The organism is Flavobacterium sp. HJSW_4, assembly GCF_042436695.1.
Classification (GTDB): Bacteria; Bacteroidota; Bacteroidia; order Flavobacteriales; family Flavobacteriaceae; genus Flavobacterium.
The window spans coordinates 20,235-37,091 of the sequence record NZ_JBHNPP010000018.1 but is presented as its reverse complement, the minus strand read 5'-3'; the positions used below and the strand labels follow the sequence as shown (position 1 = coordinate 37,091).

Sequence of the window (16,857 nt, the reverse complement as noted above, 5' to 3'; positions counted from 1 at the left end):
CTACTTTTTTTACATTATCCATAATTATTTTTGCTATAAGAAAAAACTTATTTTGTAAAATTTTACAAGAAATTACGCTCTTTTAAAGGTTTTTTCAAGCATAAAAACTGAAAATTAGCACCCTGAAAAATGGAAAAAACGTCATTTTTGGCACAAAATGATGAATACGTCCATTTTTAGATGAAAATCTAATCCTTAAATTCTGGCTTTGTCCAAAGCGTTTTTAAGGGCTTTAAACGATTTATAGTGATAGAGAAAGAAAAAATCGAAGAGAACATTACAAAAGCTTTAAAGGCATTAAAAGCGCTATAATTTCACATGTTAGATCCGTCAATACTACTTTAAACAAAGATGGGAAGAGAATTTATTGGAATATGCCTTAGAAATCGAATGAAAGAATGTATTTCTAAATTTATAATCACATTTTACGGCTATATTTGAGTAGTTTCATCAACAAATAATTCAAGTCATAATAAGGCAAAAAAAATAGCCCATAATCGAAATTATGGGCTAAACCAGGCAATAAACTTAACTTAAACTAACCATAGTTTAAATCTTAAATATGCTTCATTTTAGAATGAAGCATAAAATGTTTGAAATTCGAAAAAGGAATTTTTTAGTCTTCCTTTTTCGAAATAACTAACACAAAATATTTTTATTCAGGTTTAAAAATAAAAGTCCAACCTGTTTTATTTGCATCATTATTGCTTAAATGAAGAACTAGTCTAGTTTCAGTAAGCTCAATAACTTCATATATGCCATCTGCATTACCTGCTTCATATCCTAACATTTTAGAATTGGAAATGGTCAATAACTTATTCTTAATATCTAGTTTAAAAGCACCTTTTGTAGGCGTAGCTGTTTTTGTTTCATAATGATTATAGTTTGCTGCTCCGTTAAGGTCAAAATGCATTTTTCCATCAACATCAACAGGCACTTTATCCCCAGAACCACCGGCATTCCACCAAACTACATCCCATTTATCTTTACCTCCATTGGCTATGTCTGGAGACATATACCACCAATGTCCACCATCTCCTCCAACACCATCAAAAACCCATGTTTTACCAGCAGATGTGTTCTCACTTACTAAATCATACCAATCTTGATCTAAACGTGTATCAATCCTGTCGACCTGAACATCAATAGTCTTTGTAAAAAACGTAGCTCCTAAAGTTCCAACAAAAGTAAAAGTCGATTTACCTGGAATTGGATAAACAATAGTTGTCTCATTCGTTAGTGATTTGTCTAAACCATAGTCCCAATAACCTGTAACTCCAGGTGTATTCATGCTAAGCGTAATTTTATTACCTCCTGGAGGAGATTGAGTAGCTACTAATTCGACTCCGGCAACATCGGTTGAATCCGCCAAATGTTGTTCATCTACAATTGGATCACACGCTGAAAAAATCAGCATAAAGACAGCAATTAGTAAATATTTTATATTATGAATTTTCATCTTTCTAATTATTAATAGTTATTAAAATATTACCAACCTGGATTTTGATTGTAAACTCCATTTAATAGTCTCACTTCAGTTTCAGGAATCGGAACTAACCCTTTAGTTTCAGATCTGTATTTTACACTATAATTAGCAGTAACACCAGAGTTTCTAACTTGAATTACATCATTAAAAGCAGTATCAACATCACCCCAACGAACTAAGTCAAACCAATGTAATCCTTCGAAAGCTAATTCATGCAAACGCTCTGTTTTGATATTATCAAGAGAATAGCCAACTGGCCCTAGATTAGCTCTAAGCCTTACTGCATTCATACCTTCTGGTGTTTTAGTAATTTCAGAATGCATTAATAATACATCAGCAAAACGCATGAAAATAAAGTCTTGAGCATGCATTAACTGCATATCAGTAATTTTCCAATCATACATCTGAACAAACATTCCAACATTTGATCCTTTACCATTATCGTGCTGTAATGAAACATATTTTTTATTAAAATACCCTGTTTCATGATCTCCTTTATCTGGTGCATAACTAGCAGTTCCTTGTTCTGCTTTACCTACTTCAAGTATAGAACCTCTCTTTCTTGGATCGGCATCATCCCATCCTGTAAATAATTTTGGGTTTACAGTACACCATCCCCAACCTTCTCCAAAAGGTGCTAATGAGTTGCCACGCAATGAATTAAACAGAGCAAGTCTATTAGTATAACTTTGACCATTTGTCCAATCCCAGTTACCAAAAGAATATCTTTGCATAAACATCGTTTCAAAGTTTCCTGTTCCAAATGTTGGTGTAGCGCCATCTTGACCTACCCATGATAAACCTTCTGTTGCTGCCCAAGGCAGTACAGTGTCACTTTTTGCACTTTTATTTACATAAGAATATGGCCAAAGATTTCTAAAATCAGATGCTAGCTTATAACCACTATTATTGATACAATCATCTAAATAAGCCCCAACTTGTGTTGCTGTTAAAGCACCGCCTTCAACAAGAGGCAAATCTGTCGTTGCTTGCTTTTCGATGTTGCTCATGTAACCTGTATAAAACAAAAATACACGCCCCATATATGCTTCTGCAACCCATTTATTAGCATGACCATATCTTGCAGTCGGAATGCTTGGAAACGGTGTAGAAGGCATAGTTTCGATAGCTAGTTTTAAATCAGATGCGATTTGTGCGAATGTCTCACTGTAAGTTGATCTAGCAACTAATCTATCTCCATCATATTTTATAACCAATGGCACTCCGCCAAAGAATTTTGCTAATCTGAAGTAAAAGAAAGCTCTCATAAACAAAGCCTCTCCAAGCGCTTGCTTTTTAAACTCATCTGCTTGTTGTGGTGTATCAAAATACTTAGAAAAATCTGCAGTTGGAACTTTTTCAATAATGGCATTTGCTCTCGAAATTCCGTTATATGATTGTCTCCACATATCGCGATAGGTATCTTCAGCAGGATCTTCAAAATTATCTACCCATTTTGCAGATTTATCATCAGGACCTCCTCCGCCAAACATCATATTGTCCATCAAGTTTGCAGCTACTTGTTCTTCACTATGAACATTCGCTGTATAGATAGCATTGTAAATACCTGCCATTGCTTCGTCTATATCAGTAGGAGATTTATAAAAACTTTCTAAACTCTTTTCTGAAAGGTTCTCCGTATCCAGTTCATCATTACAGCCATACACTGCAAAAATTGCTGAAATCGCTATTATATATCTTAATTTTTTCATTTTCAATGTTTTAATTATTAGAAATCTGCACTTAATCCAAACATTACTGTTCTAGATTGTGGATATAAACCTAAATCTACTCCCGAAGCCCATGAATAGTTTGTATTATCTCCTCCCCAACGCACTTCTGGATCCATACCATCATACTTTGTAAATGTGTATAAGTTATTTACAGCAACGTAGAATTTAAGATTTGAAATAAATTTAATGTCTTTCAATAATTCATTAAAATTATAACCTACTGTTAAATTGTTAATTCTCAAATAATCAGCATTGTGCATGTAGATATCAGAAATATAATTTGTATTTCTATTTGAAACAGAACTTAAACGAGGCATTTTGTTTGAAGTTCCCTCTCCGTGCCAACGATCAAATACATCTGAAGTATAGTTTTGTTTTGGACTATCAGCAAATGATCTGTACGATTGCATTACCTGCATACCGTATTTCCCAGCCATTGTAGTATTCAAATAAATATTTTTGTACTCGAAGTTTAACTGGATTCCTAATTGGAAATTTGCATTTGGATCTCCAAGAATTACTTTGTCTTTTTCATCAATAACACCATCGTTATTTTGATCAACAAAACGAACATCTCCAGGACGTTGGTCACTAAAATACGGCTGACCTGTAGGTCCTACATAAGCATCTGCTTCTTGTTGGTTCTGTAAAATTCCAGCTGTTTTAAAACCATAGAAAGATCCAATTGGATAACCTACTTGCGCTCTAGAAATTTCTGAAGTTCCTTGTGATAAAACGTGAGGTAAGCCATTAATTATACCATTTCCATTGTCAATCCTTGTAACTAAATTTTTGTTGAAAGCGCCACTTACCGTTACACCATATTTAAAATCTCCAGCTTTATCTTTCCAAGATAAAGAAAGTTCAAAACCTTTATTTTCGATATCCCCTCCATTTTTGTAAGGATCATCAGCACCCGCAGTTCCTGGTAACTGTGCTTTAACCAGCCAGTCTCTAGTTGTTTTCTTATACCAGTCAAATGTTACTCCTAATCTTGAATTGAAAAAACTTGCGTCTAATCCTAAATCTAACTGTTCAGATGTTTCCCAGCTAACTGAAGGATTTGGTACTGATGCAGGATATGCAGTTTGGCCAGAAACCGGTTTAGTATCTCCAAAAAAGTAACCCGGGAAAGCATATTTAATACTAGATGTATAATAGAAAGCATAATCTGTATATTGGTTACCATTTTGTCCCCAGCTAGCTCTTAACTTCAAGAAATTAAGGTATTTTGAAGTACCTGCCATGAAATCCTCCTTGCTAACAACCCATCCAGCAGCCACTGACGGGAAATTACCATATTGATAGTCTTTGGCAAAATTAGAAGATCCGTCACGACGTATAACAGCAGAAAGAAGGTATTTTTCTTTATAATCATACTGCGCACGTGCAAAATAAGACATAATTGCACCTCCACCAGCAGCTTTATCAAAACCTGTGGTATTAATATCTGCTATAGAACTTGGGCTTTTCGTATTGTCTAAATAAGCATATTTTGGATCATTAGGAAATGACAAACCATTTCTTGAACCGTAAATATTATTTTCAACAATTCTTTGCCATAACTCTGTACCAATTACAGCGTTAATATTATGATTTCCAATTTGTTTTTGATACGAAAGAGTGTTCGTCCATGTTGAATTTGCACCAAAATACTGAGATTGTGTTGCACCGTCAACTGCATCATTGTAAAGTACTCCCAAATGGTATGTTGGGTTCATTGTTCTGTTATAACCAAACCATGAATCAATTCCATAAACCGTTTTAAATCTTAAGTTAGAAATTGGCTCAATCTCTAAAAATACGTTACCTATAATTTTATGATCTTTTGGATAATTGTAATTACTTCTGTAATACATTACCGCCAAAGGATTCGTCTGGTTTGTATTTAAACCGTCTAATGTAGGCGTAAATCCGAATTCACTAATATTTCTATCAAGTGATGTTTGCCAATAAGCAGGCTGTAATGGGTTTTGCGTAAGAGCATTATGCAAATCATTACCATAAATATTACCGTTAGAAACATCGCGTTTTTGAATATTTGTATACGTTAAATTTTCTCCTATCGTAATGATATTGTGGCTATCATTCTTTTTCAAGACCATTTGCGTATTCAATCTTGTAGTCAATCTTTTAAATCCAGCATCTACGATATTACCACCTAAGATACCATCTTGATCAAAATACGAAACTCCAAATGAATAGGTAATGTCTTCAGATCCTCCTGTGATATTAATAGAATGATTTACTATTGGAGCGTCTTTTTTAGACATTTCATTTATCCAGTTTGTTCCTGTCCATCCATTTTGCAGTTTATTCCATATATCGTTTCCTAACTGAGTTCCTGCTCCAGGATAATTTCTCTCTAGCCAGTCATTACTAGTTAACATCGCTTTCCAATCGTTTGGCGCAAGTCCGTCGTTAACTCGTCCTTCATCTTGAATGTACATATATTCTTGTGCATTTAAAGGATCTAGATTTTTGTAGATGTTTTGAATTCCAAAATAAGTATCATAAGAAATTCTAGCTGGTCTTCCTTTACGTCCTTTAACTGTAGTTACCAAAACAACTCCATTTGCTGCCCTCGAACCATAGATTGCTGCAGAAGCAGCATCTTTAAGAACGTCTATAGATTCAATATCTGAAGGGCTCAAGTAATCTATATCTCCTACAGCAACTCCATCTACTATATACAATGGATTAGAATTTCCGATTGTACCGATACCACGGATTACAACTTTAGTACCAGCTCCCGGTGAACCACTATTTCTTGTGATACTAATACCTGGCGCAATACCTTGAAGAGCCTCCATAGCCGACCCAGTGTTCAATTCTTTTAGTGTTTCTCCCTTTAAGTTTGTAGAAGCACCAGTAATCAAAGCTTTCTTTTGTGTACCATAACCGATAACCACAACTTCATTTAAACTTTGAGATACTGCTTTAAGAGCAATAGTAAGCTTGGTTCTTCCGCCTATTACCTCATTTACAGTTTCAAAACCAACGAAACTAATTGTCAAAGTTCCATTAGAGGGAGCACTAATCTGAAATTTCCCATCAAAGTCAGAAGCAGTTGCTTTGGTTGTCCCCTTTACTAAAACCGTCGCACCTGGGACGGGTAATCCACTTTCGTCATTAATGATTCCATTTATTGTCACATCCTGAGCCAATGCGACAACTGAAAACAGTAAAGACGAAACACAAAAAATAAATAATTTTGTCAATTTCATTTTTCTAAAAATTTTGGTTAATTAATTAGTAATTTAATGCAATGATAATGTTAAATCTGAAAAAATTCATATTAAAATTCTTTACAAAAACACTTCAAACTAAATATCAACACACTACAAAAACACAACATTTATTTTTTAAAATACTTATTTTCTGTATTTTAGCTATTAGAAAATTTTGTTATAAAAATGTTAATTAAAAAAAACGTATATTACATTAGTATAACGGCAACTATTACGTTATAATTTAAAAAAAATTCAAAAAACGTGATTTATTATCATTGATAAATCAACAATTTAAAATCAAAATAACGCATTTCTAATAAAAATATATTTAAAATTTTATGAAATCCATAGTTAGGTCTATTATATTAATTTTATTATTTTTCTTACAAATAAAGGGTTTTTCGCAGGTAAAAAATATTGGAATTCCAGATATAAAAAATTACAAAAGATCAGAATATAAAGGTGGAACGCAAAACTGGAGTATTGATCAAGATAAAAATGGCAACATATATTTTGCAAATAATAGCGGTTTGATTCAATTTGATGGTTCAAACTGGCATAAATACTCTTTACCAAACAAATCTGAAATTAGAAGTTTAAAAATTGATGCATTAGGAAGGATATTTGTTGGAGGAAATAACGAATTTGGATACTTTAAAAATGATGAAAAAGGAATATTAAAATACCACTCGCTCTACAATCTTTTAAGTCCAATAGACAAAGAAAACATCAATCTGATCTGGAGAATTCATATTTTTAACGGAGAAGTTATTTTTCAGTCTTTTAGCAAAGTTTTTTTTCTGAAAAATGAAAAAGTCACTACACTTACTGCTCCACACAAATTTCAATTTTCATTTTTAGTAAACAATCGTCTATATTTTCAAGACAAAACACTTGGAGTGCTTGAATATAAAAACAGGAAACTTACCGCCATAAAAGGAACTACTGTTTTTAACGATAAGGAGATTTGGTCTCTTTTCCCGCTGTCAAACAACCGATTATTATATGCAACTCTAGAAAAAGGCCTTTATGTTTCAGAAAATGGCGTTATCAAACCATGGGCGACAGAAGCCAACGAATTTATCAAGAAGAATACTTCTCTGGGCGGGTCAATCATTAAAAACAAATTTATAATACTTAATTCTGTATTAGACGGGGCAATTATTTGCGATTTAAACGGAAAAATAATTCAACATTTAAATCGTCAAAAAGGCATTCAGAACAACACAATATTAGCTTCTTTTGTAGACAATAAAAACAATATTTGGCTTGGATTAGATAACGGTATTACCTTTATAAATGAAAATTCTCCTTTCTCTTATTTCGACTACAGCTACAATATAGGTACTGTATATGCCTCTACGATGTATAATGGAAATCTTTATGTGGCCACAAACCAAGGATTGTTTTATCACCCTTGGGGAGGTGCTTTCAAAGACAGCCCGTTTACAAGAGTTGAAGGAACAATTTCTCAGGTTTGGAATATTCAGGTTCTAAATAATGTATTAATATGTGCCAGCAATAGCGGTGCTTTGATTATTGAAAACAACAGAGTATCTAAAATACTTGATAACAAAGGTTATTTTGGATTTAAAAAAATACCAGATCACGAAAACTACATAATAGGCGAAAGCTACAATGGGTTTTCGGTCTTCAAACGTTCTTCAACTGGATACGATTACTTGCATCAAGTAAAAGGATTTGATGAAACCACAAATAATTTTTCTGTAGAAATAGATGCAAATTATTTATGGCTAAAGAAAAACCCCTTTTTATATCAAGTGAAGCTCTCAGAAGATTTACAACGATTTGATTTCATAAAAAAACATGTCAATATTTCTGAGAAGTACAAAGGAATAAATAGTATCCAAAATATCAATGGTAAAGTTTATTTTCAAGTGAAAAACCATTTTTACAGATATTCTGTGGAGCAAGAAGCGTTTTTTGAAGATAAAAAGATAACCAACTTATTTAACGGAATTCCGACTATCAATACCTTAATTGAAGATCCTGCTGGCAATCTTTGGTATGCATTTAATGAATCTCTTGGCGTATTAGTTAAGAACAAAAATGGAACTTTCGCAAAGAAACAAGCCATTTTCTCCAACTTAACCGGAAACTTGGTAAACAATTACATTTCTGTAAATACCATAGACCCACAAAACATTTTTATTGGATTGACAGACCGTTTGGCACATTACAACTCGACAATACCGAATACATTCATGACAAAACCAAAAGCTTTTATTGAAAGCTTTACAAATCCTGGAGACACTATTTTAACAGGCAATTTGGCCAATAAACTAGATTCATACAGCATTCCATATAAATATAACCGTGTCAAATTTACTTTTGCATCGCCTACATATGAGAATCAAGAAAATGTGATGTATTCATACAAATTGGAACCTTTTGAAGAAAATTGGCGTGGCTGGTCATCAACAGCAATAAAAGAATATACCAATTTGAGGGAAGGCAATTATGTAATGAAATTAAGAGCCAGAAACAGCTATGGTATAGAATCAAGCATCAGCGAAGTCGAATTTACAGTATCTCCGCCATGGTACAGACACTTTTTGGCTTATTTGTTTTACCTCGTACTCATTCTATTAGCTGCGTATTTAATCTCGGTTAGAATTAAGCTAAAGATTAGAAAAAATAGATACTACGAGACAATTGAGCAGAGAAGATTATATCTTGAAAAAGAGTCTAAAATCAGGCATGAACAGCATGATTTGGAAAAAGAGATCGAAAAACTGAAGAATGACAAGCTTCAAATTAAAATCTTAGCTAAAGATAAAGAACTAGTAAACAATTCTTTACAAGTTGTAAAAAAGAATAAAGTTTTGAACGGAATCATTCATAAACTGAAAGATATTGATACTGGAATTTTAGATGAATCCACCAAATCTGAGTTTAGTAAACTGCATAAAAGCATTGTTAAAGAAGTAAATACAGATAAGAGCTGGAAAGACTTAGAAAAGCACATTAAAAACGTTCATTTTGAGTTTTTAAAGCGTTTAAAAGGACAATATCCAACTATTTCTCCGAGAGAATTAGACTTATCTACCTATTTATTAATGAATATGTCTACGAAAGAAATAGCCGAAATTATGAATATTTCGACAGGCGGAGTTGAATTGGCTCGTTATCGTTTGAGAAAGAAATTAGGACTAAATAAAAAAGAAAATCTAATTGGATTTTTAATGAGTATTTAAAAAGAAAGCCATTCAGTATTGAATGGCTTTCTTTTTATAAAATATAATCTAAAGTTCGCTCTAAGGCCATACCTCTGGAACCTTTTATCAATATCATATTAGAATCAAATTTAAAGGTCTTTAAAAACTCAGCAAAAGCATCGAATGTTTCAAAAAACTGAATTTTTTCATTTGAAATCTTATTAGCAAAAAAAGCTTTTCCAATTAAAAAACATAATGCCTCTTTTTGATCTGCTAAAGAATCGACTATAGCATTATGTTCCTGAAGACTTTCTTCTCCTAACTCAAACATATCTCCAAGAATCATAATCTTATTTTCCTTGTCTAATTGAAGAAAGTTAGCAATCGCAACAGCCATACTGCTCGGATTAGCATTGTAAGCATCTAAAATAATCTCATTTGAACCTTTTTGCATCATCTGAGATCTATTGTTTGCTGGAATATATTTCTCAATAGCACTCTTTATATCGCTTACTTTTACATCAAAATATTTTCCAATTGCAGCGGCCGCATTAATATTATTAGCGTTGTAAAGTCCAATTAAATGAGATCCAATTGAAAAATCATTGTAAGCAATAGCAACAAAAGGATTTGCTGTAATATTCTGAATATTTAAATCTGCATTTTCCTTTTTCACACCAAAAGTAAATGCTTTAATCCCTTTTGATTTCTCAATCTGAATTGGATCTTCCAGATTTACAAAAACAGTTTTCTGGTTTGCTGAAAGATATTGGTACATTTCACTTTTACCGGCAATTACACCTTCAACTCCGCCAAAACCTTCTAAATGCGCTTTCCCAAAATTGGTTATATATCCAAAATCAGGTTGTGCAATTTCACACAAAAATTGAATTTCCTTTTGATGGTTGGCTCCCATTTCAACAATTCCGATTTCTGTTTCTTTCGTAAAAGAAAGCAACGTCAATGGCACGCCAATATGATTATTTAAATTACCAATAGTAGCTTTAGTTTTAAACTTTTTTGACAAAACAACGTTGATTAATTCTTTTGTTGTAGTTTTTCCGTTGCTACCCGTTAAAGCAACAATTGGAAGTCCTAAATAGGTTCTGTGAAATTTTGCTAATTCTTGAAGGGTTTGCAAACTGTTCTCTACCAAAACAGTTCTTTCATCTATAAAATAAGATTCGTTGTCAATAATAACAAACAAAGCTCCTAAATCTAACGCTTCTTTAGCAAATGTATTAGCATCAAAATTCTCTCCTTTAATAGCAAAAAACATCGAATTCTTTTCGATTTTTCTTGTATCAATAGACAGAGAACTGCATTGTAAAAACAAGTTATGAATGTCTTGAATATTCATTTATAATTTTTTAAATATGTCATAAAAGTAGAAAAAAAACAATAAAAAAATTCCAAATTCCAGACTGAATATTCAGCTTTTGGAATTTGGAATTTTCTATGTTTTAATTCCTAAATATTAGTTTCTAGGAGACTTTCTTTTTTCAGCTTTAGAACCTACTCTAGACATTGCACATCTGAAACCAATGTAATCAGTTGCCATATCTTGTGGGAAGTATCTTCTTTGTGCTGGGTCTAACCAGTAAGCTCTATCTCTCCAAGATCCTCCTTTGTAAACTCTTACTTTATCATCGATTAAAGTAGTACGTTTACTAGAGTTGTCATATTTTCTGATCATTTTTCCTAAACTGTCTGTTGTAACGTTGTGTTTAGGAGAATTGTACATTGCTTGCTCTGTTTTAGATCCAGACTCTGAATCACCAAAATCGAAATATCTAGAAGATTGTTTATCACCATCTCTGTAGTTGATATTGTCGCTAGTGCTAAAGTTTTGTCTTAAATATGTCTCTTGCTCGTCAACCGGAACCTGAGCAATTTCTCCAGGAAGGTTTCTAGCGATAACTTTACCGTTACTTAAAGTGTCATATTTAATTGTAGCAGTAGAAACGATTTCAAGCTTACCATCTTTACCGATTTTGTTTTTAGCGTATTGGTTTCCTCTGTAGTAGTTGAAATCATTTGCTTCATTATCAATAATAGGTCTGTAAACGTCAGCTACCCATTCTGCAACGTTTCCTGCCATATCATAAAGACCGAAATCGTTTGGTGCATAACTTTTTACTTCATTTGTAATATCAGCTCCATCATCTGACCAACCTGCAATTCCACCGTAATCACCGTTTCCTTGTTTAAAGTTAGCCAATTGGTCACCTTTATTTTTACGTTTGTTAGAACGTGTATAATCTCCAGACCAAGGATATTTCTTTTGTCCTTTGTAGATGTTGTATTCTCTTTGTCCAACGTCTGCAGCAGCTGCGTACTCCCATTCTGCTTCAGTAGGAAGTCTGTACTCTGGTAAAATAACACCAGATGAACGTTGAGCATAAACGTTTTTCTCTTCAGGAACTACACCGTCTTTACCAGCTTTAGGTCTTCTTCCGTTAGGGTTTTTCTTTAATACTAACTCTTCATTTCCTCCATAAGTTGTAGATGGAGATGCAACGTAAGCTTCAGTATTAAATAAACTTTCAGCACTTACATCATTTGTTTTAGCGCCTTTTTTAAGATAACCATTTTTTTCTAAAACAGCCTCGTTTACACGGTCTGTTCTCCATTTACTAAATTCAACAGCTTGAATCCAGTTTACACCAACTACAGGATAGTTAGCATAAGAAGGGTGTCTTAAATAGTTATTAGTCATCGTTTCGTTGTAACCTAAACGATTTCTCCAAACTAATGTATCAGGAGATGCTCCTTCGTAAATATTCTTGTAATTTTCTTCTGTTGGTGGAAAAACTTTCTTTAACCACTCAAGGTATTCTAAGTACATACCGTTCGTAACTTCGGTTTCATCCATATAGAATGATTGAACGTGTTGTTGAGTTGGTGTGTTATTCCAATCATGCATAACATCATCCTGTACTTTACCCATAGTAAACGTACCTCCTTCAACAAAAACCAAACCAGGACCAGCCTGTTGTTTTTTACCTGCATTTCTGGCAGCAGTTCCATTCTGACTATCTACATCCCAGCCAGTAGCTCTAGAAGCATGGCTCGAACTCGATTTTTTGCTACAACTAGCCGTGCCCAACATCAATACCATTGACATCATTAACTGCAAGACTACAATTTTGTTTACTTTCATACTCATTCTTAGGTGATAAATTTAGGTGCTGCAATATAATAATTAACATTTAATTGGCAACATCTGTTCTCATAATTTTATTTAGCTGTTTTTTACCAGAAAATAACCTTTAGTTACGAACGCAAAAATATACTTTTTATTATTACTATAACATGAAATACTATATTTTTACTTACTAATTATTTTTTAATTAAATTTCGGTTTTTAAACTCATGAAACAAGCAATACTTATTTCTCTTTTTCTATTTCCAATTCTCTTGTTTTCCCAGATAAATGGGACTACGACGATAGATTGGCAGAATAAAAAAGAGATAAATTATGGCGAAAATAAATTCTCAATTCCATACTTCACAGGAAGCAGTTTTCGCTTCGACATTACAAAAAAAAGCATAACGTTTCTTCAAAATCTAAACCAATCGAACGTTTCAAACGGCAGTTCTGTACAAATTAGCAACGTCATTTATGAAACAATTTCAAGAGCAGATTTAGGAGATTTAACAACCGAAAACATCTCTGAAAAGCCAAATGAATCCCTAATAGTTACCAATGCAAGAGATCTCAGATACTCTTTTCTTTCTTTATCTCCCATAATTAAGGAAGGAAACAGCTATAAACGCATAAAGTCTTTTTCTTACAATATTAGCAACGCCAACGCACGAACTGCAGCTACTTCTTCATTTCAAAAATCAGCAGCGATTTCAAATTCTGTTTTAGCTTCTGGCGACTGGTATCGCTTTTATATTCAGAAATCTGGCGTTTACAGAATAGACAGGTCTTTTTTGCAAAGTTTGGGATTTGACGCTTCTAAAGTTGATCCGAAAAAAATAAAAATCTATGGAAATGGTGGAAGAATGCTACCTCTTGCGAATAGCGCTTATTATCCGAGCGATTTAACAGAAAATGCAATACAGATTGCAGGCGAAAATGATGGTGTTTTCAACAATGAAGACTTCATTCTTTTTTATGCCGAAGGAACTGACAATTGGAATTCAGAAAGCCAAACCAACTTAAATTTATACGATACCAAGTCCTATTATTATATCACGGCTTCTGGAGGTGACGGAAAGAGAATTCAAAACCTAAATCAGCCAACTGGTAACACCTCTTTAGAACTAAACACGTTTGATGACTATCAGTATCATGAAATTGATCAAACCAATATTGTTCATCTTGGCCGTCAATGGCTCGGAGAATCATTTGACATTAATCAAGAACAAGAATTTTCATTTAGCTTTCCAAACCTTGACACTACTATTCCTGTAAAAATAGAAGCAAGTGTAGCATCGGCATCCTTAACCACTACTTCTTTTGCAATAGCAGCAAACGGTCAAAATGCAGGTTCGATAAGCCTTTCTCCTTTAATTACAAATTCTGACACTAAATATACCACAGGAAAATTGCCTTCAAATGCCCAATTTACTGGAACAGACAATATCAAAATAAAACTTACCTATAATAATAATGGTGTTCCTGGATCAAAAGGCTACTTAGATTACATCAATTTAATTGCAAAACGAAAACTTTTAGGAACGGGCAAACAATTTCATTTCCAATACAACGCGGCTGGTTCTGCAGCAGGAATTGTCAATTATACAATGGGCAATGCATCGAAAATAACACAGATTTGGGACATCACAGACCTATATAATGTATCTAAAATAGAAAATGCCAATCAGGCTTCTTTTAGCTTTAAAGCCAATTTGGGAGAAATTAGAAAATATATTGCGATAGATCCTTCAGATTACTATGCTCCTTTAAAAGAAAATCAGTCAAAAGTTGCCAATCAGAATTTAAAAGGAACCATTTTCAGAAACAACCAAAACACTTTTCAGGATATTGATTATGTCATCATAACTCCAAAATCATTAGCTTCTCAAGCTGAAAGATTGGCTAGTTTTCATAGAACAAATTCTAATTTGAATGTAAAAGTCATTTCTTTAGAAAACATCTATCAAGAATTTTCTTCGGGCAAGCAAGACATTGCTGCTATTAGAAATTGCGTAAAATACATTTACGACAATGCTTCTTCTTCAGACAAAAGAGTACGTTATGTAAATCTGTTTGGAGATGCTTCGTTTGATTATAAAGACCGAATTTCTAACAACACCAATATTGTACCTATATATCAATCTCTAATAAGTAACACCGTTGGCGAAGCCTCATTTGCTTCTGATGATTTTTACGGATTGATGGATTCTAACGAAGGAGTTGTTATTCCTTCTCTTGCCGGAATTGATATAGCCATTGGACGAATGTTAGTTTCAGATAATGCGCAAGCCCAAGAAATGGTAAATAAAGTATTAGAATATCACGACACAAAATCATATGGAAACTGGAGAAACAATGTTGTTTTAATTAGCGACGATTCTGATAAAGCCGGCGACCAGACTTTACAAGCAAATCAAAATGTACTTGCAGACCAAATCGCTACAGAAAAACCTTTTTTCAATATCGATAAAATATTTTTAGACGCTTACACACAAGAAGCTTCTGCGGGAGGATCGCGATATCCTAAAGCAAGAACCGATTTTTTTAATGCTTTTGAAAAAGGTGCTCTAATATTTAATTATTTAGGACACGGTGGAGAGGACGGACTGGCGAGTGAAAGAATTTGGGAGAAATCAGACGGACAAAATCTAACCAATCAATACAAGTATCCTTTATTTATTACCATAACTTGCGAATTTTCTCGTTTTGATGATCCCACAAGGCCAACTGCTGGCGAATATGTTTTTTGGAATCCGAAGGGTGGCGCTATTTCAATGTTGACTACAATTCGCGAAATCGGGCAGGCAAATGCAGAAGAATTCAACAAAACACTTAGCAAAAACCTTCTTTCATATGGCTCTAATCAATACAATACTATTGCTGAGTCTTTACGAATATCCAAAAATGAAAATCCAAGCTCTGCTAGCAACGTTGTGTTTTATTTAGGAGATCCTGCTTTAAAGCTTGCCATTCCGAAACCACGAATTAATTTAACGAAAGTAAACGATATTGTGATTTCACAAGCAATTCCTGATTTAAAATCGTTATCAAAAATTAAAATTTCAGGAGAAATCACAGACGAAAACAACACACTTTTAAGTAATTACAATGGAGAATTAGCTACAGCTATTTTCGACAAATTAATTACAAATACAACTTTAAACAACGACGGTTTTAGTCCTCCAATGCAATTTAAAACTCTTGGAGAAACCATTTTCAGAGGAAATGCTTCTGTTACAAACGGACAATTCGAATTTAGTTTTGTGGTCCCTAGAGACATTAGAATTCCTGTTGACAATGGCCGAATTAGCTTTTATTCAAAAAAAAATGAATCATTAGAAAACCAAACTGGCTACAACAATATTATTAAAATAGGAGGAATTAACGAAAATGCACCTCAGGACAATATAAGTCCAAAAGTGAAGTTATATATGAACGACGAAACTTTTGTATCTGGAGGAATCACAAATGAATCGCCATTTCTTTTGGCGTTTTTAGAAGATGAGAATGGAATCAATACAGCTAGTGGAATCGGGCATGATATTGTCGCTATTTTAGACGGAGATGTAAGCAATCCTTATATTTTGAATGATTATTACCAAACAAAATTAGACGATTACACGAACGGAAATTTACGTTTCCCTTTCCGAAATTTAGCTCCTGGGTTGCACACTATAAGTTTTACCGCTTGGGATGTTTACAATAATCCCGTTACAAGCGAAATTCAATTTACAGTTGTAGGAAACGATTCCTTGACATTATCACACGTTCTTAATTATCCAAATCCATTTTCGACTTATACACAATTCTGGTTTTCGCACAACAGACCTTACGAACCATTAGACGTACAAGTGCAGGTAATGACCATTACAGGGAAGGTAGTTTGGACAAAAAATCAAACTGTTACAACAGAAGGATTTTTGTCTAGAGAAATAACATGGGACGGAAGAGACGATTTTGGAGACAGAATCGGAAAAGGAGTGTATATTTACAAACTGACTGTAAAATCTAATTTAACAAATAAAAAAGCAGAAAAATACGAAAAACTTGTCATCTTATAATTCCTATAATATTA

The 16,857-nt window shown here is 33.4% G+C and carries 7 protein-coding genes; 2 read left to right on the top strand and 5 right to left on the bottom strand.

The genetic code is table 11. The features are described from left to right. Positions 1–655: 655 nt before the first annotated feature. From ACE01P_RS16455 to ACE01P_RS16445, 3 genes are read right to left on the bottom strand one after another with little or no spacing between them, the layout of a single operon-like run. Positions 656–1,459 carry a hypothetical protein gene (locus ACE01P_RS16455; protein ID WP_379699954.1) on the bottom strand — a complete coding sequence of 268 codons (804 nt, stop codon included), beginning with the start codon at positions 1,457–1,459 and terminating at the stop codon, positions 656–658. A 29-nt stretch (positions 1,460–1,488) separates the two neighbouring features. Next, positions 1,489–3,198, bottom strand: a complete 1,710-nt coding sequence (locus tag ACE01P_RS16450) for a RagB/SusD family nutrient uptake outer membrane protein (RefSeq protein ID WP_379699951.1) — start codon at positions 3,196–3,198, stop codon at positions 1,489–1,491. A 17-nt stretch (positions 3,199–3,215) separates the two neighbouring features. Continuing rightward, the gene (locus tag ACE01P_RS16445; RefSeq protein WP_379699948.1) at positions 3,216–6,446 is read right to left on the bottom strand and encodes a SusC/RagA family TonB-linked outer membrane protein; all 3,231 of its coding nucleotides are present in this window, start codon (positions 6,444–6,446) and stop codon (positions 3,216–3,218) included. A gap of 344 nt (positions 6,447–6,790) precedes the next feature. Here ACE01P_RS16445 and ACE01P_RS16440 point away from each other — a divergent pair, with 344 nt between their 5' ends. Then, a complete protein-coding gene (locus ACE01P_RS16440) occupies positions 6,791–9,670 on the top strand; it encodes a triple tyrosine motif-containing protein (protein ID WP_379699945.1) in 2,880 nt (959 codons plus the stop codon). 34 nt (positions 9,671–9,704) lie between these two features. Here the strand turns inward: ACE01P_RS16440 and murF are convergent, their stop codons facing one another. Both murF and gldJ read right to left on the bottom strand, forming a co-directional pair. Further along, entirely contained in the window at positions 9,705–10,991 is a 1,287-nt protein-coding gene (gene murF, locus ACE01P_RS16435; RefSeq protein ID WP_379699943.1) for a UDP-N-acetylmuramoyl-tripeptide--D-alanyl-D-alanine ligase, read from the bottom strand. Positions 10,992–11,108: 117 nt separating this feature from the next. Then, positions 11,109–12,794, bottom strand: coding sequence for a gliding motility lipoprotein GldJ (gldJ, locus tag ACE01P_RS16430; RefSeq protein ID WP_379700049.1), 1,686 nt, complete (start codon positions 12,792–12,794; stop codon positions 11,109–11,111). A 212-nt stretch (positions 12,795–13,006) separates the two neighbouring features. Here gldJ and porU point away from each other — a divergent pair, with 212 nt between their 5' ends. Beyond that, a complete protein-coding gene (gene porU / locus ACE01P_RS16425) occupies positions 13,007–16,843 on the top strand; it encodes a type IX secretion system sortase PorU (protein ID WP_379699939.1) in 3,837 nt (1,278 codons plus the stop codon). Positions 16,844–16,857 lie beyond the last annotated feature (14 nt).